Source organism: Streptomyces sp. NPDC004838 (genome assembly GCF_053600955.1).
The window spans coordinates 22,308-43,968 of record NZ_JBSGAW010000002.1 but is presented as its reverse complement, the minus strand read 5'-3'; the positions used below and the strand labels follow the sequence as shown (position 1 = coordinate 43,968).

Annotated in this window: 18 protein-coding genes; 10 read left to right on the top strand and 8 right to left on the bottom strand. The window is 70.0% G+C overall.

Annotated elements, in window-relative coordinates; all coding sequences use genetic code 11:
- Window positions 1-143: 143 nt before the first annotated feature.
- Window positions 144-1,310, bottom strand: a complete 1,167-nt coding sequence (locus ACWEFL_RS02475; protein ID WP_451706301.1) for an HpcH/HpaI aldolase/citrate lyase family protein — start codon at window positions 1,308-1,310, stop codon at window positions 144-146.
- A 179-nt stretch (window positions 1,311-1,489) separates the two neighbouring features.
- Between ACWEFL_RS02475 and ACWEFL_RS02470 the strand changes: the two genes are divergently transcribed.
- Entirely contained in the window at window positions 1,490-2,278 is a 789-nt protein-coding gene (locus ACWEFL_RS02470) for a TerD family protein (RefSeq protein ID WP_451706298.1), read from the top strand.
- Between the two features lie 56 nt (window positions 2,279-2,334).
- Here the strand turns inward: ACWEFL_RS02470 and ACWEFL_RS02465 are convergent, their stop codons facing one another.
- The 6 genes from ACWEFL_RS02465 to ACWEFL_RS02440 form a co-directional block, all read right to left on the bottom strand.
- On the bottom strand, window positions 2,335-3,069 hold the full coding sequence (locus ACWEFL_RS02465) for a TerD family protein (RefSeq protein WP_451706296.1): 735 nt from the start codon (window positions 3,067-3,069) through the stop codon (window positions 2,335-2,337).
- A gap of 123 nt (window positions 3,070-3,192) precedes the next feature.
- A complete protein-coding gene (locus ACWEFL_RS02460; RefSeq protein WP_451706293.1) occupies window positions 3,193-4,335 on the bottom strand; it encodes a DUF475 domain-containing protein in 1,143 nt (380 codons plus the stop codon).
- Window positions 4,336-4,443: 108 nt separating this feature from the next.
- Complete coding sequence (locus ACWEFL_RS02455; protein WP_451706290.1) at window positions 4,444-5,019, bottom strand: TerD family protein; 576 nt, start codon at window positions 5,017-5,019, stop codon at window positions 4,444-4,446.
- A gap of 212 nt (window positions 5,020-5,231) precedes the next feature.
- Window positions 5,232-5,807, bottom strand: coding sequence for a TerD family protein (locus tag ACWEFL_RS02450; protein WP_451706287.1), 576 nt, complete (start codon window positions 5,805-5,807; stop codon window positions 5,232-5,234).
- Window positions 5,808-5,996: 189 nt separating this feature from the next.
- Entirely contained in the window at window positions 5,997-6,455 is a 459-nt protein-coding gene (locus ACWEFL_RS02445; RefSeq protein WP_451706284.1) for a peroxiredoxin, read from the bottom strand.
- A gap of 327 nt (window positions 6,456-6,782) precedes the next feature.
- A complete protein-coding gene (locus ACWEFL_RS02440; RefSeq protein WP_451706281.1) occupies window positions 6,783-7,205 on the bottom strand; it encodes a DUF3052 domain-containing protein in 423 nt (140 codons plus the stop codon).
- 470 nt (window positions 7,206-7,675) lie between these two features.
- Between ACWEFL_RS02440 and aceE the strand changes: the two genes are divergently transcribed.
- Together aceE and ACWEFL_RS02430 are read left to right on the top strand one after the other, a co-directional pair.
- Entirely contained in the window at window positions 7,676-10,420 is a 2,745-nt protein-coding gene (gene aceE, locus ACWEFL_RS02435) for a pyruvate dehydrogenase (acetyl-transferring), homodimeric type (protein WP_451706279.1), read from the top strand.
- Window positions 10,421-10,650: 230 nt separating this feature from the next.
- The gene (locus ACWEFL_RS02430; RefSeq protein ID WP_451706276.1) at window positions 10,651-11,553 is read left to right on the top strand and encodes a potassium channel family protein; all 903 of its coding nucleotides are present in this window, start codon (window positions 10,651-10,653) and stop codon (window positions 11,551-11,553) included.
- Window positions 11,554-11,700: 147 nt separating this feature from the next.
- Here ACWEFL_RS02430 and ACWEFL_RS02425 read toward each other — a convergent pair whose 3' ends face one another.
- Window positions 11,701-13,308: an MFS transporter gene (locus ACWEFL_RS02425; RefSeq protein WP_451706273.1), complete on the bottom strand. Its 1,608-nt coding sequence runs from the start codon at window positions 13,306-13,308 to the stop codon at window positions 11,701-11,703.
- Between the two features lie 137 nt (window positions 13,309-13,445).
- Here ACWEFL_RS02425 and ACWEFL_RS02420 point away from each other — a divergent pair, with 137 nt between their 5' ends.
- The 7 genes from ACWEFL_RS02420 to ACWEFL_RS02390 all read left to right on the top strand — a co-directional run bounded on the left by ACWEFL_RS02420 (window position 13,446) and on the right by ACWEFL_RS02390 (window position 21,554).
- Entirely contained in the window at window positions 13,446-14,090 is a 645-nt protein-coding gene (locus ACWEFL_RS02420; protein WP_451706270.1) for a TetR family transcriptional regulator, read from the top strand.
- Window positions 14,091-14,550: 460 nt separating this feature from the next.
- On the top strand, window positions 14,551-15,762 hold the full coding sequence (locus ACWEFL_RS02415; protein ID WP_451706267.1) for an alpha/beta hydrolase: 1,212 nt from the start codon (window positions 14,551-14,553) through the stop codon (window positions 15,760-15,762).
- 75 nt (window positions 15,763-15,837) lie between these two features.
- Entirely contained in the window at window positions 15,838-16,695 is an 858-nt protein-coding gene (locus ACWEFL_RS02410; RefSeq protein ID WP_451706264.1) for a DUF4429 domain-containing protein, read from the top strand.
- Window positions 16,696-16,951: 256 nt separating this feature from the next.
- Complete coding sequence (locus tag ACWEFL_RS02405; protein ID WP_451706261.1) at window positions 16,952-18,301, top strand: sensor histidine kinase; 1,350 nt, start codon at window positions 16,952-16,954, stop codon at window positions 18,299-18,301.
- Entirely contained in the window at window positions 18,298-18,975 is a 678-nt protein-coding gene (locus ACWEFL_RS02400) for a response regulator (RefSeq protein WP_451706259.1), read from the top strand. The genes ACWEFL_RS02405 and ACWEFL_RS02400 overlap by 4 nt, the downstream gene beginning before the upstream one ends.
- Before the next feature lie 357 nt (window positions 18,976-19,332).
- A complete protein-coding gene (locus ACWEFL_RS02395; RefSeq protein ID WP_451706256.1) occupies window positions 19,333-20,370 on the top strand; it encodes an alpha/beta hydrolase in 1,038 nt (345 codons plus the stop codon).
- The gene (locus ACWEFL_RS02390; protein WP_451706253.1) at window positions 20,367-21,554 is read left to right on the top strand and encodes an acyltransferase family protein; all 1,188 of its coding nucleotides are present in this window, start codon (window positions 20,367-20,369) and stop codon (window positions 21,552-21,554) included. The genes ACWEFL_RS02395 and ACWEFL_RS02390 overlap by 4 nt, the downstream gene beginning before the upstream one ends.
- Window positions 21,555-21,661: the final 107 nt, after the last annotated feature.

Genomic DNA, 21,661 nt, shown 5'->3' with positions numbered 1-21,661 from the left:
CGGACAGCCGCTCCGGCGGCCCCTGACGGCCCCGCTCACCGGGGACCGGACCGCCACGGGCACCGCCGCGTGCGAAGCCGTACGGACCGCCGACACAGCCGACCGCCCACCGTACGTGCCCGGCCGTCGTCGCCTCATTCGCCTCATTCGCCGGAGAGCCCGGACGTCAGCAGATCCACGAAGCCGACCTCCTCCCTCGCCACTCCGAAGACCTCCGCGCGCAGCAGCGTGCGCTCGGCCCAGGCGCGGTGCGGCTTCACCTCGTTCATCTTGTTCGTGTAGGCGGAGCGCATCACCCCGCCGCCGCCGCGCTCGGGGCTGAGGATGTCCCGCGCGTCGCTGAACTCCTCGTGGCTGACGACGGACAGCGCGTGCACGGGCACGACGTGCGAGGGGTGGATGCAGGTCTTGCCGGTCAGCCCGTTGGCCCGGTCCAGTTCGATCTCGCGGAGCAGTCCGTCGAGGTCGTGCTCGATGAGGGCGGTGCGCAGCTCGTCCGCGCGCCCTGCCATGAAGGGGCTGCGGCGGAGCTGGGGCTTGAACATGCGCTCCTGGAGGCGGAAGTACTCCCAGACCGGGCCGGTGACGGTGTAGCCGGTGCCGTCGGCGCGGCCGAGGACGTTGACCACGTCGCCGATGACGGAGGCGACGATCTGGACGTCGTAGGCCGTCATGTCGGGGGTCCGGCGCAGTCCGTACGCGGAGCAGAAGTCGGTGACGCCGAGCCGCAGCGCGAGGACGCGGTCGCGGTACTTGTCGACGGTGGCGGAGATTCCGCTGAGAATCTGGGCGCGGGTCTCCAGATGGAGAAGTTCCGGGGACTCCAGCACGGGCATGGCGAAGAGCCGCTGTCCGGTGGCGGCCTCGGCGGTGGCGAGCGCTTCGAGGAAGGGGATGCCCCGCTCCTCGGTGAATTTGGGTAGTACGAATCCGGACAATCTGCGAATGGATTCGCCGAGGCGGTTCGCGAGGTCCGGTATCTGGCCGGGTTCGCGGACCCTGATGAAGAGCAGGGGCAGTTCCACACCGCGTGAATCGAGGTCGGCGAATTGACGTATCAGATTGTCCTCGGCGGCGGGCACATCCGCGTCGTCGATGGAGTCTTCCAGGCAGATCACCATGGAGACCACTCCGCGGTCGACCTGCTTGAGTACGTCGTCGGCCAGCTTCGGGCGGGTGGCGGGGCTGTAGAGCGTGGCCCCCAGGGCCGCCGCGAGCAGTCGTGCGGAGGAGTCGGCGCTGAACTCGCACGGCTCCCGGTGGAACAGACGCTCACGGACGGCGGGCGCGAGTTGCCCGAAATGACGCATGCAGTTCCCCCGTGCGGCTGGGTGCCTCGCCTGATTGACGTGGCCGGTAATAGTACGTACGAACAAGTGTCCGGGGTTCCCGGTGGCGGTGAACACGAGGTAACCCGCTTGCACCATGCATGTGTCTCGGCCCGATAACAAGTGCCCCACGTTGTCCGGGCGGGCCCGGGGAGGGCAGGATGACGGGCATGACGCACGCGATGGTGAAAGGCTCGAACGTCCCACTGGATGCCACGGCCGTACGAGCCGTGCTGCGCTGGACGCCGGGTGTGGGCGTCCCCGATGTGGATGCGTCGGCCCTGCTGCTGGGCGCCGACGCCCGGGTGCGCTCCGACGAGGACTTCGTCTTCTACAACCAGCCGCGCCACCCCTCGGGGCTGGTGCGGCGGCTGCCGAAGAAGCGTGTCGCCGAGCATCTGACGGACACCGTCGAGGCGGATCTCTCCGCGCTCGACGCCTCCGTCGACCAGGTCGTGATCGCCGCCTCCTCCGACGGCGACACCTTCCAGCATGTACGGGATCTGCGGATCCTGCTGTACGACGCGTCCCTCGGGGACAGCGAGCCGCTGGCCGTCTTCGATGTGCGGCCGGAGACGGGCGGGGAGACGGCGATCATCTGCGGGGAGCTGTACCGGCGCGGGGAGGGCTGGAAGTTCCGTGCGGTGGCGCAGGGCTATCCCACGGGTCTGGTGGGGCTGGCCACCGATTTCGGCATCTCGGTCGACGAGACCGATCCGGGGGCCGTTCCCGGGGCGACCGTCGCCCAGCCGCCCGCCCAGCCGCCCGCAGGGCCCGCGTACGGCTATCCGCAGGCCGCGGCCGCGTCCGGTGGGCCCGCGTACGGCTACCCCCAGCCGTCCTCTCCCCCGGCCCAGCAGGGGTACGGCTATCCACAGCCCGCGGCGGCGTTCGTGCCGGACCCGGACTTCCGGCTGCCTCCGATGGGTCCGCAGTTCGTACGTCCCTGAGCGGGCGCTGCGCGCGTACGCCCCCGAGCGGGCGCGCGGGTACCTCCCCGGAGCCGCTACAGCTTGGTCTTGTAACCGCGGCCCCACTGGAGGCCCCATCCGTACAGCCGGTCCAGCTCCGCCTGGAAGCCGTAGACGAACTTCACCTCACGGCGCACCATCAGTTCTCCCTTGACGTTCTCCATGGAGAACACCGCGCAGGAGCGGGCCTGCGGAGCGCGCTCGTCCAGTTCGATCTCCACCCGCGGGCCGCTGCTCGGGAAGAGGGTCACCACCGCGTGCGTACGGTCGAACGCCGGCGTCTGGTCGTAGATGTAGACGAAGAAGAGCATCCGCTTGATCTCGGCGTGATGATCGAGATTGACGTAGATCGTCTCGCCGGAGCCGGAGCCGAAGCGGTCGTCGCCGCTGAGCCTGACGTACGGCGGCTCGTTCGTCGAGCCGAGGAAGCCGCCGAGGGGCTGCACCACGCCCTTGGCGCCGTCGGCCAGCTCGTAGAGGCAGCCGAGGTCGAGGTCGACGTTGACCATGCCCTGGGTGTGGGCCTGGACCACGTCGGGCTTGAAGAGCTTGAAGGGGTGCCGCAGCAGACCGCTCTGCCGGGACCTGCCCTCGATGTCGGACGTCCGCATGCGCCAGGAGAGGTTGACGCGGAGATGGCCGGTGGCCGCGCCCTGTTTGGTGAGGGAGACCGTCGGATGCCGTTTCGTCAGCGAAATCGAGTTGGACGCGGCGTTGCCCGTGTCGAACTGTGCCGACCTACTGCCCAAGAGCCCGTCCCAGAACCCCATGCCGTGCCACCCCCAGTGGTGTCGTTGGACCCGTCCACCCCGCTCTCCCCGCAGTGAGCGGGGCGGCGCCGAGGACCTGCCCCGAAGCCGCCCCGCAGAGAGCGTTCCGCAATAAGCGCGGTGTCACACCCCGGCTTCGGAGTGTGGCTCCGACTTTTCGCCGAGCGACTTCCCCTGAGCCTCGAGCGCCCTGTTGCGCCTGACCGAGGACCAGAAGGACCAGCCGATCAGGAAGACGCCGACGAAACCGGTGATGAGCTCGTTGATCTCGAACCGGATGGTGATCAGCAGGATCGCGGCGAGCGCGCCGATGGCGTAGTGCGCGCCGTGCTCCAGATAGACGTAGTCGTCCAGGGTGCCCTGGCGGACCAGATAGACGGTGAGCGACCGGACGTACATCGCGCCGATGCCGAGGCCGAGCGCCATGAGCACGATCTCGTTGGTGATGGCGAAGGCGCCGATGACCCCGTCGAAGGAGAAGGACGCGTCCAGGACCTCCAGGTAGAGGAACATGAAGAAGGCGGCCTTGCCCGCGACGGCGACGACGGAGACCTGCTTGCCGCTCTTCCTGGCCGCTTCCTCGGCCTCGTGCTCACGTTCCTCGTCCTCTTCGAGCTTGTTCTCGAAGTAGCCGGAGAGTCCGCCGACGAGGAGATAGGTGATCAGACCGGCGACGCCGGAGAGCAGGACCGTTTCGGTCTTGTCCTGGGCTCCGGAGTGGGTGTGGGCCTCGGGGGCGAGGTACAGGGCGCTGACCAGCAGGATGATCAGGGCGATGCAGACCGACAGCATGTCGACCTTGCCCAGCTTGGCGAGCGGGCGTTCCAGCCAGGCGAGCCACTTGATCTCCCTGTCCTCGAAGATGAAGTCGAGGAAGATCATGAGCAGGAACATACCGCCGAACGCGGCGATCGACGCATGGGCATCGGTGACGAGCTGCTCGTACCTGGCCTCGTCGTTGAACGCCAGCTCAACGGCCTCGATGGGGCCGAGGCTCGCGCTGACGGCGACGATGACGACGGGGAAGACCAGCCGCATGCCGAAGACGGCGATGAGAATGCCGATCGTGAGGAAGATCCGCTGCCAGAACGGGCTCATCTTCTTCAGGATTCCGGCGTTGACCACCGCGTTGTCGAACGAGAGCGAGATCTCCAGGATGGACAGGATCGCCACGATCCCGAAGCCGGTCCACCCCCCGTAGAAGACCGCCGCGACCAAGCCGAGCGCGGTGACCGCGAACGACCAGCCGAAGGTTTTCAGAACCACCTGCTACCCAATCGTGTAAGTGGGGGTCCCCCGATTCCCCCCGGGCAGTCCGTGGGGAGGTTCACCCCGCGCACGGATGACGGGCTTTCCCCCGCTCAGTGCGCGGCTTTACGAAACATTGACCCCGAAGTCTAGAGCGATGCCCCTCAGACCCGACGCGTACCCCTGGCCTACTGCACGGAACTTCCACTCGCCGCCGTACCGGTACAGCTCGCCGAAGATCATCGCGGTCTCGGTCGAGGCGTCCTCGCTCAGGTCGTAGCGAGCCAGTTCCTGGCCGTCCGCCTGGTTGACCACGCGGATGAAGGCATTGCTGACCTGGCCGAACGTCTGACCCCGGTTCTCGGCCTCATGAATGGAGACCGGGAAGACGATCTTCTCGACATTGGCCGGAACCAGGGGGAGGTCCACCAGCAGCGACTCGTCGTCGCCGTCGCCCTCGCCGGTGAGGTTGTCACCGGTGTGCTCGACGGAGCCCTCGGGGCTCTTGAGATTGTTGTAGAAGACGAAGTACTCGTCTCCCAGGACGCGCCCGCTGTTGCAGAGCAGCGCACTCGCGTCGAGGTCGAAGTCGGCTCCGGTGGTGGAGCGCGCGTCCCAGCCGAGCCCTACCAGCACCTTCGTGAGGTTCGGCGCGGCCTTCGAGAGGGAGACGTTGCCTCCCTTGGCGAGCGTGACGCCCATGATGTGGTCCTCCCCTGATGACGATGTGTCGCATCGGCCGCCCGGCGTGGCGGGTCCGGTGCGCTTGCACAGACTGCCCGGTGCGGGACGTCCCATGCCTTCGAACGGATTCGCCCATGCGCCCGCATGCGCGGCGGCGCATGCCCCGTGAGCCGCACAGGCACGTCCGGCGCCGCACTCGGGAGTGCGGCGCCGGACGGAGTGGTGCCGGCTCAGACGTTGACGCCGAAGTCCTGCGCGATGCCGCGCAGCCCCGAGGCGTAACCCTGGCCGATGGCGCGGAACTTCCACTCCGCCCCGTTGCGGTACAGCTCGCCGAAGACCATCGCGGTCTCGGTCGAGGCGTCCTCGCTCAGGTCGTAGCGGGCGAGTTCGTTGTTGTCGGCCTGGTTGACCACGCGGATGAACGCGTTGCGCACCTGGCCGAAGGACTGCTGGCGGCTCTCGGCCTCATAGATCGAGACCGGGAACACGATCTTGTCGACATCCGCCGGGACCGCGGCCAGATTGACCTTGATCGCCTCGTCGTCGCCCTCGCCCTCACCGGTGAGGTTGTCACCGGTGTGCTCGACGGAGCCGTCGGGGCTCTTGAGGTTGTTGAAGAAGACGAAATTGCCGTCGTTGGTGACCTTGCCCTCGGCGTTGGTCAGCAGAGCGCTGGCGTCCAGGTCGAAGTCCGTACCGGTGGTGGTACGGACGTCCCAGCCCAGGCCCACGAGAACGGCGGTCAAGCCGGGTGCGGCCTTGGTCAGCGAGACGTTGCCGCCCTTGCTGAGGCTGACTCCCACGAGTCCCTCCATTGGTTTTCAGGGGCAGCGCCCCCGTCGTGCTTTCGTGTCGGATCAACGAGTGGATCCTAGTGACCGGTTCCCGCGCAAAACAGACTTCGGCGCGGGACGTCGCCCGATGTATCCCGGACGCGCCCGTGATCACGAGGGAAGAGTTCGCCCGCACGACACCGACACGTCGGAAATACGTCAGAGAGTTTCCAGCGCCTTGACGTAATCGTTGAGGTCACGCGCGTCGGGGAGGGCGTTGACGACGGTCCAGCGGACGACGCCTTCCTTGTCGATGATGAAGGTGCCGCGTACCGCGCAGCCCTTCTCCTCGTCGAAGACGCCGTACGCCCGCGACACCTCGCCGTGCGGCCAGAAGTCGGAGAGCAGCGGGTACTCCAGGCCCTCCTGCTCGGCGAAGACGCGCAGGGTGTGGACGGAGTCGTTGGAGACGGCGAGGAGCTGGGTGTCGTCGTTGACGAACGCCGGCAGCTCGTCGCGCAGGGCGCACAGCTCGCCCGTGCAGACGCCGGTGAAGGCGAACGGATAGAAGAGGAGCACCACGTTCTTCTCGCCGCGGTAGTCGGCGAGCTTCACGGTCCGCCCGTGGTTGTCCTTGAGCTCGAATTCGGGGGCCTTGGCGCCGGCCTCGATCGCCATGCGGGTGGATCCCTTCGCAGTCGCGGTTCCGCGGATTCGCGGTTCTGTAGATGTAGGGGACAGATGTACGGGGATGTAAGGGGACGGGGATACGGAGACAGTGCGGGGACGCCCGGCTCGCCGAGCCGCGCTCTCGCCGTCGCGCCGTACCACCCGGCCCGAAGAGGCTCCGCGAGATCGCCGAACCCCGTTCGGGTGATGGGTCCACCCTACGCAGAGACCCCCTCCGACATGGGTCGGAGGGGGCCGTAAGCCCTGCTGTCGGATCCGGGCCGGGAGTCCGGCGGGATCCGGAGGGCCCTGACCGGGCGTGCCGCCCGGTTCTGCTCAGCGCTTGGGGGCCACCAGTCTGCTGCCCGACCACTCCTTGGCGGCGTTGATGCTCTTGGTCTGCGAGAGTCCAGCGGTCTGAGCGGCCTCGCTGATGTCGCTCGGCTCGACATAGCCGTCCCGGCCGGTCTTCGGGGTCAGCAGCCAGATCACGCCGCCTTCGTCGAGGAGGCCGATGGCATCCACCAGGGAATCCGTCAGGTCCCCGTCCTCGTCCCTGAACCAGAGGATGACGACGTCGGCGACGTCGTCGTACTCCTCGTCCACCAGATCCTGGCCGATGACGGACTCGATGCCCTCGCGGAGATCCTGGTCGGCGTCATCGTCATAGCCGATCTCCTGGACCACCTGTCCGGGCTCGAACCCCAGCCTCGCCGCCGGGTTGGTCCGCTCCTCCGCGTGGTCCGCGGTCGCGCTCACGGCTTGCCTCCTGATCATGTTCGGTAGATGCTGCTGCCGCGCGCGTACGCGCGGCGTTGGCCGTAGTCCACACGGGCCGGGCGGATCGCGCAAGTACCCGGCCGTCCAGACCGCCGAAACGGTGACGTTTGCGTCCGTCTCGCCGCAACCCCTGACACGTTCCAACGGGACTCGGACCGCCCGACTCGCCATTCGGCCGCTTTTGCCACTTTACGTCCACTCGCCACACCCTTCAGGGCCGAACACCCGAACGGAACTCCTTACCGGCTTGGGCGTAAGGTTGCGATTTGGCCCACCCTGTCATGGGGCAGAGAGGGGATGTCAGCGAGATCACGGGTTACCTATCGGTAGAGATGACGTTTCCCGCCCCGCGGTACACGATGGAGGCGGTGCGGCACCGCCCCGGTAACTCCCCCAAGAGCGCTTCGGACTCTCCGGACTTCGAAGTCTCCGAACAGTGAAGGAACAGCGTGGCTTCCGGATCAGATCGCAACCCGATCATCATTGGCGGCCTTCCCAGCCAGGTCCCGGACTTCGATCCCGAAGAGACCAAGGAGTGGCTGGACTCACTCGACGCCGCCGTCGACCAGAGGGGCCGGGAGCGGGCCCGTTATCTGATGCTCCGCCTCATCGAGCGGGCCCGCGAGAAGCGCGTGGCCGTGCCCGAGATGCGCAGCACGGATTACGTGAACACGATCGCGACCAAGGACGAGCCCTTCTTCCCCGGCAACGAGGAGATCGAGCGCAAGGTCCTCAACGCGACCCGCTGGAACGCCGCGGTGATGGTCTCCCGCGCCCAGCGCCCCGGCATCGGCGTCGGCGGCCACATCGCCACCTTCGCCTCCTCCGCCTCCCTCTACGACGTGGGCTTCAACCACTTCTTCCGCGGCAAGGACGGCGGTGACGGCGGCGACCAGATCTTCTTCCAGGGCCATGCCTCGCCCGGAATCTACGCCCGAGCGTTTCTGCTCGACCGTCTCAGCGAAACACAGCTCGACGCCTTCCGCCAGGAGAAGTCGAAGGCCCCCTACGGGCTCTCGTCCTATCCCCACCCCCGGCTGATGCCGGACTTCTGGGAGTTCCCGACCGTCTCGATGGGCCTCGGCCCGCTCGGCGCGATCTACCAGGCGCGGATGAACCGCTACATCCAGGCGCGCGGCATCGCCGACACCTCCGCCTCGCATGTGTGGGCGTTCCTCGGCGACGGCGAGATGGACGAGCCCGAGTCCCTCGGACAGCTCTCCATCGCCGCCCGTGAGGGCCTGGACAACCTGACCTTCGTCGTCAACTGCAACCTCCAGCGCCTCGACGGCCCGGTCCGCGGCAACGGCAAGATCATCCAGGAGCTGGAGTCCCAGTTCCGCGGCGCCGGCTGGAACGTCATCAAACTGGTCTGGGACCGCTCCTGGGACCCGCTGCTGGCGCAGGACCGTTCCGGCCTGCTGGTGAACAAGCTGAACACCACTCCGGACGGCCAGTTCCAGACGTACGCCACCGAGACCGGCGCGTACATCCGCGAGCACTTCTTCGGCGGCGACCAGCGGCTGCGCGCCATGGTCGAGAACATGACCGACGAGCAGATCCTGCATCTGGGGCGCGGCGGTCACGACCACCGCAAGGTGTACGCGGCGTTCCAGGCGGCCAAGCAGCACAAGGGCCAGCCGACCGTCGTCCTCGCCCAGACCGTCAAGGGCTGGACGCTCGGGCCGAACTTCGAGGGCCGCAACGCGACCCACCAGATGAAGAAGCTGACGGTCGACGACCTCAAGGGCTTCCGCGACCGCCTCCACATCCCGATCTCCGACGCGCAGCTCGAAGGCGGCCTCCCGCCGTACTACCACCCGGGCCGCGACTCGGAGGAGATCCAGTACATGCACGACCGCCGCAGGGCGCTGGGCGGCTATGTGCCGACCCGCGTCGTGCGCGCGAAGCCGCTGACGCTGCCGGAGGAGAAGACCTACGCGGCGGTCCGCAAGGGCTCCGGCCAGCAGTCGATCGCCACGACGATGGCGTTCGTCCGGCTGCTCAAGGACCTGATGCGGGACAAGGAGATCGGCAAGCGGTTCGTGCTGATCGCCCCGGACGAGTACCGCACCTTCGGCATGGACTCGTTCTTCCCGAGCGCGAAGATCTACAACCCGCTCGGCCAGCAGTACGAGTCGGTGGACCGGGAGCTGCTCCTCGCCTACAAGGAGTCGCCGACCGGCCAGATGCTGCACGACGGCATCTCCGAGGCCGGCTGCACGGCCTCTCTGGTCGCCGCGGGCTCGGCGTACGCCACCCACGGCGAGCCGCTGATCCCGGTGTACGTCTTCTACTCGATGTTCGGCTTCCAGCGCACCGGCGACCAGTTCTGGCAGATGGCCGACCAACTCGCGCGCGGCTTCGTGCTGGGCGCGACCGCCGGCCGTACGACACTGACCGGCGAGGGCCTTCAGCACGCGGACGGCCACTCGCAGCTGCTCGCCTCCACGAACCCGGGCTGTGTGGCGTACGACCCCGCCTTCGGCTTCGAGATCGCGCATATCGTCAAGGACGGTCTGCGCCGGATGTACGGAGAGGCCCGCCCCGGCGAGAGCCCGGACGTCTTCTACTACCTGACCGTCTACAACGAGCCGATCCAGCACCCGGCGGAGCCAGCGGACGTCGACGTGGAGGGCATCCTCCAGGGCATCCACCGCTACAAGGCGGCCGAGGCGGGCGCGATCCCGGCGCAGATCATGGCGTCCGGTGTCGCGGTGCCGTGGGCGGTCGAGGCGCAGCGGATCCTCGCCGAGGAGTGGAACGTACGAGCCGACGTCTGGTCGGCGACGTCCTGGAACGAGCTGCGCCGTGAGGCCGTCGAGGTGGAGCGGTACAACCTGCTGCACCCGGAGGAGGAGCAGCGCGTTCCGTATGTCACCCGGAAGCTCGGCACGGCCGAGGGGCCGTTCGTGGCCGTCTCCGACTGGATGCGCTCGGTCCCGGACCAGATCTCGCGCTGGGTGCCCGGCACGTACACCTCGCTGGGCGCGGACGGCTTCGGCTTCGCGGACACGCGGGGCGCGGCCCGCCGCTTCTTCCACATCGACGCGGAGTCGATCGTGCTGGCGGTGCTGACGGAGCTGGCCCGCGAGGGCAAGGTCGACCGTTCGGTGCTGAAGCAGGCCGTGGACCGGTATCAGCTGCTCGATGTGGCCGCGGCGGATCCGGGTCCGGCGGGCGGCGACGCGTAGTGCGGTGAGCGCTGTGCGTGCCGCGACGGGCTCTGTGGCCTGAGCGCGTCGCCGGAGAGCGTCGCCGGGCGGCGGTGTCCGGTGTTCGGTGTACGGCAGTGTCGGTATGAAGCCGCTGGCGCGGCACGAGTACGGCCCGGTTCCCCGGTCGGACGGGTGTCCGGCCGGAGGGGCCGGTGAGGGGCGGCGGGACTCCTGCGGGGGTTCCGCCGCCCTTCGGCGTCTCTACGATGCACGGCATGAAAGAGGGAACGGCACAGATCCGGTGGGAAGAGCGGCTGCGGATGCCGCTGCTCGTGCTCGCGGTGGCGTTCGGCGTGGCGTACGCCGTCCCGATCGTGGCCCCCGGCGCGGACCGGTGGGTGCACCGGCTCTGCGCGATCACCGAATGGGTGGTGTGGGGCTCCTTCGCGGCCGACTACCTCGTACGGCTGACGCTGGCCCCCGGCAAGTGGCTGTTCGTCCGCAGACACCCGCTGGATCTGCTCGCGGTGATCCTGCCGCTGATTCAGCCGCTGCGGCTGCTGCGGATCCTCGCGACCCTGCTCCTGGTGGGCCGGCGGGCCCGGATGGCTCCGCAGATCACGCTCACGACCTATGTCGGGGGCTCGGTGGTGGGGCTGATGATGTTCGGCTCGCTGGCCGTGCTCCATGTCGAGCGGGACGCGCCGGACGGGAACATCAAGACCCTCGGGGACGCGGTGTGGTGGTCCTTCACGACCATGACGACGGTCGGGTACGGCGACCACGCGCCGACCACCGGACTCGGCCGGATGCTCGCGGTCGGGCTGATGATCTCAGGCATCGCGCTGCTGGGTGTGGTGACCGCCAACATCGCGGCCTGGTTCATCGCGCGGTTCGAACGGGACGACGTGGTGGAGGCACGGCAGACGGCCCTGCTGGAGGCTCTGACGGCGGAGGTGAAGGCGCTGCGGGAGCAGGTGGCGGCGCTCTCCCCCGAGGGCCGGCTCCCGGCGCCCGGTTCCGGCCCGACCCCTGACCCCGGCCCTGTGCCGGTCCCGTCTCCGTCCCCGTCCCCGTCCCCGTCCCCGTCCCCGGATGGGCCCTCGGGCGGGCCTCCGGCGCCGGGCGGGACGGCGTCCGTGCCCGCTGCGAGCACGGTGGAACGCTGACCCTCCCCCGGCGTGGATGTGCCGGTGGCTGTCGGGGCACGGTTGGCCCCGACAGCCGGAAGCCCCACCGGACGGTGACGCGGTTCCGGTGGGGCTTTCGGACGGAGTTGTGAGGGCCGGGCGAGCCCGGCCCGTGACACGGGCGGCTCAGATGTGGGCCGCGCCCGCGCCCGCCTCGGCGTTCTCGCCGCGCTTGGTGAGCATGGCGACGAAGATGGCCACGACCGCGACGCCCGCGGCGACCAGACAGGCCATCCCCATGCCGGAGATGAAGGTGTCGTGCGCGACATCCGCGATCTTCGCGGCGATCTCCGGGGGCGTGCCCTCCGCGACAGGGGGCACGCCGACCTGAACGGCTTCGGCGGCCTTGTCCAGCTGCTCCCCTTCGAGCGGGGGGAGTTGGGCCTTGGCCCAGTTGCCCGCGAGGTCGCTGTCGACCTTGGAGGCCATGACCGCGCCGAGCACCGCCGTACCGAGCGCGCCGCCGATCTGCATGGCGGCCTGCTGGAGACCGCCGGCGACGCCGGACAGCTCCATCGGGGCGTTGCCGACGATGACCTCGGTCGCGCCGACCATGACCGGCGCGAGACCGAGTCCGAGGAGGGCGAACCAGATCGACATCACAGGGCTGCTGGTGCCGGTGGTCAGGGTCGACATGCCGAACATGGCGAGTGCCGTGAGCGTCATACCGCCGGCCAGCGGGATCCGCGGACCGAACTTGGTGATCATCAGACCCGCGAGCGGGGAGCCGACGATCATCATGCCGGTGAGCGGGAGGAGGTGGAGTCCGGCGTCGACCGGGCTCATGCCGTGCACGTTCTGAAGGTAGAAGGTGACGAAGAACAGACCGCCCATGAAGGCGATCGCCATCAGGACCATCAGGACCACACCGGCCGAAAGCGGCACGGAACGGAAGAGCTTCATGGGGATGAGCGGCTCATCGACCTTGCTCTCCCAGAACGCGAAGAGCCCGAAGCAGACGAGTGCGACGGCGATGAAGCCCCAGGTCTTGCCGTCGCCCCAGCCCCACTCGGGGGCCTTGATGAGCGCCCACACCAGGCAGAACATGGCCGCCGAGAGCAGCACGATGCCGGGGATGTCGAAGGACCTCGGCGCGTTCTCGGCGCGGTGGTCCTTGAGGATGATCACACCGAGGACGACCGCGATGATGCCGACCGGCACGTTGATGAAGAAGACCGACTGCCAGCTGACGTGCTCGACCAGCAGGCCGCCGAGGATCGGGCCGCCCGCGGTGGAGGCGCCGATGACCATGCCCCAGATACCGATCGCCATGTTCAGTTTCTCGGCGGGGAAGGTCGCGCGCAGCAGGCCCAGCGCGGCGGGCATCAGCAGCGCGCCGAACAGACCCTGGGCCACCCGGAAGGTGATCACCATGGCGATGCTGTCGGAGAGGCCGATGGCGGCGGAGGCCGCGGCGAAGCCGACGATTCCTATGAGGAAGGTCTGCCGGTGGCCGAACCGGTCACCGAGCTTGCCCGCGGTGATCAGGGTGACGGCGAGCGCGAGGAAGTACCCGTTGGTGATCCATTGGACGTCGGCGAAGGTGGCCCCGAGGTCGCTCGCGATCACGGGGTTGGCGATCGCGACGATGGTGCCGTCCAGCGCGACCATCATCACGCCGATGGCCACGGCGAAGAGCGTCAGCCAGGGGTGGCCGCGAAGCCCTTTGGCCGTGGCCGGGGGGGAGTCCTGAGGGTCCCTCGGCGATTTGTCGATGGTGGTCTGACTAGTCATGCGGAAGAGATTAAAGTCAGACGCTGACAGTTGACAAACCATTTCACTAGTCGGTAACTGTCATCTGGCTCACAGGTACGCTGAGCTTGATCGACGCGGCGAAAGCACCGCCAGGAGCCATGAAGTGAGGCCATGAAGTGACGGTCGAGCCGGCCGCCGGACTGCGGGAACGGAAGAAACAGCGGACCCGCGACGCGCTGGCCCGCGCGGCGCTGGAGCTGTTCACCACCAAGGGCTTCGAGCAGACGACCGTCGACGAGATCGCGGAAGCGGCGGAGGTGTCGCAGCGCACCTTCTTCCGGTACTTCGCCAGCAAGGAGGAGGCCGCCTTCGCCGTCCAGACGCTGATCGAGTCCCAGTTCGTGGCGGCGGTACGCGAACGGCCCGCGGCGGAAGGCCCGTTCGACGCGATGCGGAACGGGGTGCTCGCGGCGTGGGACAGCATCGGCGAGGCGATCGAGGAGATCGTGCCGGTCGAGCTCCATATGCGTACGTACATGGTGATCGAGAGCACTCCGGCGTTGCTGGCGGCCCATCTGCGCCGCGCCACGGAGGTGGAGGAGGCGATCGCCCGGCTCATCGCCGACCGTGAGGGCCTCGACATCGACAAGGATCCGCGCCCACGGGTGGCGGTGGCCGCGTTCGCCGGGGTGATGCGGGTGGCGGGACGGGTGTGGGGCCAGGGCGACGACTACAGCACGCAGGCGATCCGGGATCTCACGGCGACCTATCTGGAGCATGTGAGGCCGGCGCTGGCGGGCGACTGGCGGGGGTCGCGGTAGCGACCGGTACCCAACGGCGGCGACCGACGTCCAACGGCAGCGACCGACGGTAGCGGCCGGCGTCCGACTGCGGCGACCGGCGTCCGAGGTCGAACCCCGAGCGGGCTCGAACGGCTCGGCGGCCCGCCAACACGCCGGACCGGTCGGCCAATCGAGTCACGCGCGACCCGCGCCATCCCCCCTCACCGCAGGTGCGTCCACCCCTGGACGCCGTACAGGCCCGAACGGCTCCGCGACCCGCCAACACGCCCGATCCCAACGGCGGTTGAGCCGCGGGCACGAGGGAGCGGGCCCCGAGAGGTGGCCGGACCAGGGTGGGGCGACAGCGGAAGCGGAAACGGGAGGCACCCGGTCGGCGTACTCAAGCGCCGCAGCACCTTCCCCGATCACACCCTCTGAACACGTGATCTGCCTCACGGTCCCCACGAGCCCCCACCCCCTTCTCCTAGGCTGTTCCGCAGTGACCCCCTCCGACTCGTCCCCCACGACCACCGCTTGGCGCGCCCTACTCGCGCTGGCGGTCGTGTTCGTCATGCTGGCGACGACCGGATGGACGGCGGTCCGGCACGACAACGGCCCCGGCGGTCCGCTCGACGCCGAGTCGGCGGGCTGGCGGAGTGCCCGCATCGGCAGTCTGCCGCTACCGCGGACCGATGCTCCGCCACAACGGATTGCCGCGTTCTTCGCCTCCATCGGCGGCTACCACCGCGCCGACCTCGCGGACCGCTTCCCGCTGGTCGTCGGCAACCTCAACGGCGCACCGGTCGCCCTGCGTTACCGCGCCAACCGCACGGCGCTCGCCCGCGCCCTGGGGCGGGAGCGCGGGCGGGCGGCCGTCACCGCGCTCAGCGCGGCCGGCCGCCATGAGGCCGTCCGGCGCATCGACCGGTTCAAGGCGCTGATGAGCCCGGAGCGGCAGATCCTCGCGTTCGACCCGGCCGGCTCCGGCAAGGTCGCGGAGGTGTTCGGGGACCTCGATCGCGCCGAACGCGTCTCCGTGATCGTCCCCGGCGTCGACTCCAATCTGCTCACCTTCCAGCGCTCGACCCGCCAGTACAGCGCGCCCGCCGGCATGGCCCAGTCCCTGTACGCCGCCGAACGGGCCGCCTCACCCCGCACCCGTACCGCCGTCATCGCCTGGGCCGACTACACCGCGCCCGCCGGGATCGGGATGGACTCGGCCATGGGCAGGCTCGCGGAGAGCGGCTCGGTCCGGCTGGCCGCACTCACCGAAGCACTGCCCGGAACGTCCAAGATTGCTCTGATCTGCCACAGTTACGGCTCCGTGGTGTGCGGGGTCGCCGCGCGTCGGCTCACCGAGCGGGTGACCGACATCGCGGTCGCGGGCAGCCCCGGGATGCGCGCCGAGAACGTCGCCGCGCTCCGCGCCCGCGCCCGCGTCTGGGCGATGCGCGACCATGACGACTGGATCGAGGACGTACCGCATCTGGAGGTCGGCGGCCTCGGGCACGGCGAGGACCCGGTGTCCCCCGGGTTCGGGGCGCGGGTGATGTCCGCAGCGGGCGCTATCGGCCACACCGGCTATTTCGAGCCAGGAACGGAGAGTCTCGTCAACTTCGCGGAGATAGGCGTCGGAGCCTACGACGGAGTGAGCTGCGCGAGCGAGGACGACCTGTGCCACAGCGACATTTCCGGAGAAGCAAGGGCCTGACGCGCGTAGAACTTCATGAACCGGGGTTTGCGCCAAGGGGCGACGTGCGGGCTCGAGCCCCCTACGATGATGTGCATGGGTGATGTACTGGCCGGAATTCAAGCCACATGGGAGTTCGAGTCCGACTCCGTGCTCATCCGCTTCGAACGGGGGCACCGCACACCGAAGCTGTTCCAGGCGCTCCGCGAACGCCGCATCCCTCACGAGGCGTTGGCGTCGGTGACACTCTCCCCGGGCAAGCGGGGGACCGTCGTGCTGCACGCGGCACCCAGGTCCGGCGCGGATCCTCTGATGGACGCGGCGGCGGGGCAGCTGAAGGAGGAGAGCGATCCCTACCGGCTGGTGCTCCCCGCCGGCCGGGAGACCCTCGCCGAGTACTACCGCGACGAACTGCGGGCCGTGCTGCGCCCGGACGCCGACCGCCCCGCCACGCGTTACGCCGTGGCCGCCCCCAGGGCGCCGATGACCTTCAAGGCGTACGACGGCAAGGCGTCCTTCGACGGCAGGCGCGTCGACTTCCGCTGGTCGTGGACGGGCGCGTCCTCCGCCAAGTGGAAGGCGGGCGACCAGAGTTTCGCGGTGGACGAGCTGAGCGGCGTCGAATGGCGAACGCCCGAGGCCCTCGACGGCTATCTGCGGCTGCTGCGGCGCTCGGAGTCCGACGCCCGGCCCGAACGGATCGACAAGGATCCGGCCTCGGTCCTCTTCGGCCTGCGGAACGGGCCCGTCCATGAGTCCCTGCCCTTCGCCGCCGCCGTGCTGGCGTCCGTACAGAAGTCGGCCGCGGCCCCGGTGCCGGCGCTGAGGGCGGGGCGGCGCGACCCGGCGGACATCGCGGAACGGATACGTCACCTCGGCGAGCTGCATCAGGCGGGGCTCGTCACGGACGACGAGTTCAGCTCCAAGAAGGCGGAGCTGCTCGCGGAGCTGTAAGGACCGTGAGGACGTGAGGACCGCGGCGCCGGTTTCCGTACGGCGTTTACGGCGTCCGTACGGCGGTGTCGTACGGAAACCGCACGGCCGTGTGCCGTATGGAGACGTACCGGGGAATCCGTACGGCGGTGTCATACGGAATCGGTGCGGCGGACCGGCACCCGGTGCGGCGGACCCGTCGTACCCCGGTATGACATGCCCACCACCCCGGAGTATGACGCCGCCGTCCCGCCGCGTTGCCTACGCTGGCGGTGCCATGCCCCAGTCACCGCAGCGCCCACCGCGGCCGTCGAACCAGCCCCCGCCCCGGCACTCGCCCCAGCCCTCGTTGCGGCACTCCGCCCGTGAGCAGCTGCGGCTCCTCGCGGACTCGATCCGCACGCCGTCCCATCCCCCCACCCCGCTTCTCGCCTCGGCCGCGAAACCGTGGCTGCGGCGGGCGCCGTTCGTCGTCGTGTTCGCGGCTGTCTGTGTGCTGCTGCCGGTCACCGTCTCCCTGCTGACCGAGGGCTACCAGCTGAACGGCCCGCTCGCCGGGGCGCTCGCCATCGGACAGACGGCTCCGCTGCTGCTCGCGCTGGTACGTCCGCTGCAAGCCTGGTGGATCGTGTTCACGGCCGATGTGCTGGGTGCGGCGGCCCTGTTGACCGCGGACAGGACGGCCGGGCTGGCCTGGCCGTGGCCACCGGCGGTCATCGTCGGCTACGCGATCCTGATGGCCCTCCTCGGACTGCGGGAGTCGCGCCGCGCGTTGGTGGCGGTCTGGTTGCTGACGGGCGCGGCGGGCGTGCTGTTCGAACTGCTCCGGTCGGATATGAGCGACGGCACCTGGGTGGTGATGCTCGTCCTGAGCGGCGTGGTGCTGGTGCTCACCGGCGCGCTGCGGGAGCGCGGGGAGGCGCAGCGGCGGCTGGCGGCCCAGGAGACCATCAGCGAGACGGAACGGGCCCAGCGCACCCTGCTGGAGGAGCGGACCCGGATCGCCCGTGAGCTGCACGATGTCGTCGCCCACCATATGTCCGTGATCACGGTGCAGGCGGACTCGGCGCCGTACCGGATCGAGGGCCTGCCCGACACGGCACGCGAGGAGTTCGGGGCGATCGCGGCGAGCGCTCGGGAGTCGCTCACGGAGATGCGACGGCTGCTGGCGGTGCTGAGGAGCGAGGGCGCGGACGGGGAGCTGACCCCGCAGCCGGGGCTCTCGCGGGTGCAGCAGTTGGTGGAGGCGACGGTACGGGCGGGGGTCCCCGCCGAGCTGTCGCTGAGCGTGGATCCGGGTGCGGTGCCGCAGGCGGTGAACCTGTCGGCGTACCGGATCGTTCAGGAGGCGCTGTCGAATGTGATGCGGCACGCGCCGGGCGCGCTCACACGGGTGTCCGTGGTCTCGGACGGAACGGATCTGACGGTGCTGGTGGTCAACGGCCCCGCAGACGCGGCGGCTGCGCCCCTGGAGACGTCGGGTACGGGCCACGGGCTGGTCGGGATGCGGGAGCGCGTACGGTTGAACGGCGGCACGCTGGACACCGGTCCGCTGCCGGACGGCGGCTTCCGGGTGGCCGCGCGTCTGCCGCTCGCCGCACCCATGACCTCGGAGGATGCCGGGTGACGATCCGTGTGATCATCGTCGACGACCAGGCCATGGTGCGGGCGGGGTTCGCCGCGCTGCTGGCGGCCCAGTCCGACATCGACGTGGTCGGCGAGGCGCCGGACGGGCGCGCGGGTGTGGAGGTCTCGCGCTCCACGCATCCGGATGTGGTCCTGATGGATGTGCGCATGCCCGAGATGGACGGTCTGGCCGCCGCGCGGGCGATCCTTCAGCCCCCGGCCGGGGTCGTGCACATCCCGAAGGTGCTGATGCTGACCACGTTCGACGTGGACGACTATGTGTACGAGGCGCTCCGCGCGGGCGCGTCGGGCTTTCTGCTGAAGGACGCGCCTCCGTCGGATCTGATCGCGGCGGTCCGGGTGGTCGCGGCGGGCGAGGCGCTGCTGGCTCCCTCGGTGACCCGCCGTCTCATCGCGGAGTTCGCGGCGCAGCGACCGGCTCCCCGGAAGGATCCCTCGCTGCGGCTGGCGGGTCTGACGCCGAGGGAGACCGAAGTGCTGGAGCTGATCGCGCGCGGGCTGTCCAACCAGGAGATCGCGGAGCGGCTGGTCGTCGCGGAGCAGACCGTGAAGACCCATATCGGCCGAGTGCTGGCCAAACTGGAGCTGCGGGACCGGGCCCAGGCGGTGATCTTCGCGTACGAGTCGGGGCTGGTACGGCCGGGTACGGCGTGAGCGGCCGTCAGGTGTAGGCGTCCGGCGGGCCTTCGGTTCGCCGCCGAGCCCGCCGAGCCCGCCGAACCGCCGAACCGCCGTGTGGCCAAGCCGCCGAGCCGCGCCGGGGAGAGGCGGGGCCCGGTCGCCCCCCGTCACGCGGGCCGACGCCGCCGAAGGCCCGTACGGCACGGGCACCCAAGCCCGTACCGAAAAGGACAGCCGCCCGCGCCGGAGGGACTTGCTCACCCCCTACCGCGGTCGCCCCACCCCCTACCCCGGTCGTACGTCCCACTTGGCTCCCCGGCGTGATGTGCGCCGGTACGTCGGCTTCCTACCTTCCTGCCCTCGGACCAGGGCGCGGAGAAGGGCAGGGACATGCGGCGGTACAAGAGGACCCTCGTGGGGGTGGCACTCGCCACGACGGTGGTGACCGGGACGACCGGGTGGGCGGCCGGGAACGCTCAGCGCCCGGTCACCGGGCCACCGCCCGGCACCGCCGCGTGGAACGAGGACCGGGGTCTCGGTCGGGCGCTGCCCGACCCGGAGACCGCCCGGCCGGAGCGGGTCGCCGCGTTCTTCGGCGGGCTGGAGAGCGCGGAGCGCGAGTATCTCGTGCGGCGGCACCCGCTCGTCGTCGGGAATCTCGACGGCGTACCCGTCCGGCTGCGCTACCAGGCCAACTCCCTCGCCCTGCGGGGCACTTCCCACGAGCGGCTGGCCCGGCCCGGACGGCAGATCCTCGCCTTCGACCCGCGAGGGCGCGGACAGGTCGTCGAGGTGTACGGGGATCTGGAGCGCGCCCGCCGGGTGGCCGTGGTCGTCCCCGGATCGGACATCGACGCGCACTCCTTCGACCGGGACCGCGACCCCTACGGCACACCCGCCGGCATGGCGAAGTCCCTGCGCGCCGCCGCGGGCGAGGGGACCGCCGTCATCGCGTGGACGGGATACACGACCCCGGTCGGCGTCGGGCTGGACGCCGCCACGGGGGACCTCGCCGAGGCGGGGGCCGTCCGGCTCGCGCGGTTCACCGAAGGGCTCACGGCCGTCGGGAAGGACGCGCCGAGCCTGTTCTGTCACAGCTACGGCTCAGTCGTCTGCGGGCTCGCCGCCGACGAGGCCCAGGCCGGCGACATCGTCGTGTTCGGCTCCCCCGGCATGCGCGCCGACTCGGCCGCCGACCTGGGGACCGACGCCCGCGTCTGGGCCGCCAAGGACCCGTCGGACTGGATCTCCAAGGTGCCGAACGTGCGGCTGCTGGGGCTCGGCCACGGCAACGACCCGGCCGACGCCCGTTTCGGCGCGCGCCGCGTCCCGGCCGAGCGCGCCGCCGGACACACCGGCTATCTCGCCCCCGGCACCGACTCGCTCGCCGCGTTCGCCGCCATCGCCCGTGGGGAGGTGGCCCGATGAGGCTGAGGGACAGGATCGAGGCGGAGACCCCCGCCCACCGCGACCGTGCCGTCGACGGGCTCCGCGCCCTCGCCCTGCTCGCCGTTCCGCTCGGGCACTGGCTCCTCGGCGGCTTCGACCTCGGCTCGGACGGCGCGCTCCGCAACGCCAGCCCGCTCTCCGCCTTCGGCTTCTTCGCACCGGTCAGCTGGGTGCTCCAGATGCTCGGGATCTTCTTCCTCGTCGGCGGGTACGCCTCCGTTCTCTCCTTCCGCCGCCACCGGGGCACCACCGCCCTGTGGCTTCGGCAGCGCGTCGCCCGCCTGGGCCGCCCGGTGCTCGGCGTCACCGCCGTCTGGGCGGTGCTGATCCCCGTGCTGTACGCGCTGGGCGTGCCGGGCACCACCCTGCGCACCGGATCGACGCTGGTGATCCAGCCGCTCTGGTTCGTCGGCGTGTACACCGTCGTCACCGCGCTGACCCCGTACTGCGTCCGCGCCGCCGATCGCCTCGGGGCCTGGGCGGCCGCGCCCCTCATCGGCTCGGTCGCGGTGGTCGACCTGCTGCGCTACGGCCCGTACGCCGACGCCATGCCGTCCGGGCTCAGCCTGCTGAACATCCTTCCGGGCTGGCTCTTCGCGTATCAGCTCGGCGTCGCGTGGGGCGAGGGAAAGATCACCAGGCGGCATGCCCGTGTCCTGCTCATCGGCGGTACGGCCCTGTTCGCGGTGCTCCTCCTCGTGTTCCACTACCCGGCGTCGATGGTGGGCGTCCCCGGTGAGAGCCGGACGAACTCCCATCCCCCTTCCCTCCTGGTCCTCGCCCTCGCCGCCGCGCAGAGCGGCGCCGCGATCCTGCTGCGCGATCGTCTCGCCCGGCTCCTCGAGCGGCCCGCGCTCTGGGCCCCGGTGGTCGTCGTGAACCTCTCCGCGATGACCATCCTGTGCTGGCACCAGACGGCGATGCTGGCGGCGGCCGTACCGGGGGCGTACTTCGGCACGGTCCCCGGTCTGACCACCGCCCCCGACACGGTGGGGTGGATCCTCGCGCGGATCGCGTGGCTACCGCTCTTCGCCGGGCTGCTCGTCCTCATCGGACGGTACGCGCGCCGCTTCGAGGCCCCCTGGCGTACGGGTCCACGGGCACGGGCGGTCGCCGGACTGCTCGCGGCGGGCTTCGCGGCCTACGCCCTGGGTCTGGCGTGAACCGGGAGGAACGTTCCGCCGGTTCGTTCCGCCGGTTCAATTCCGCCCGGACGCCCGCGCCCCGTGCTCTCCCGTGTGCCCCCGTGCTCTCCCCTGTGTTCAGCGAT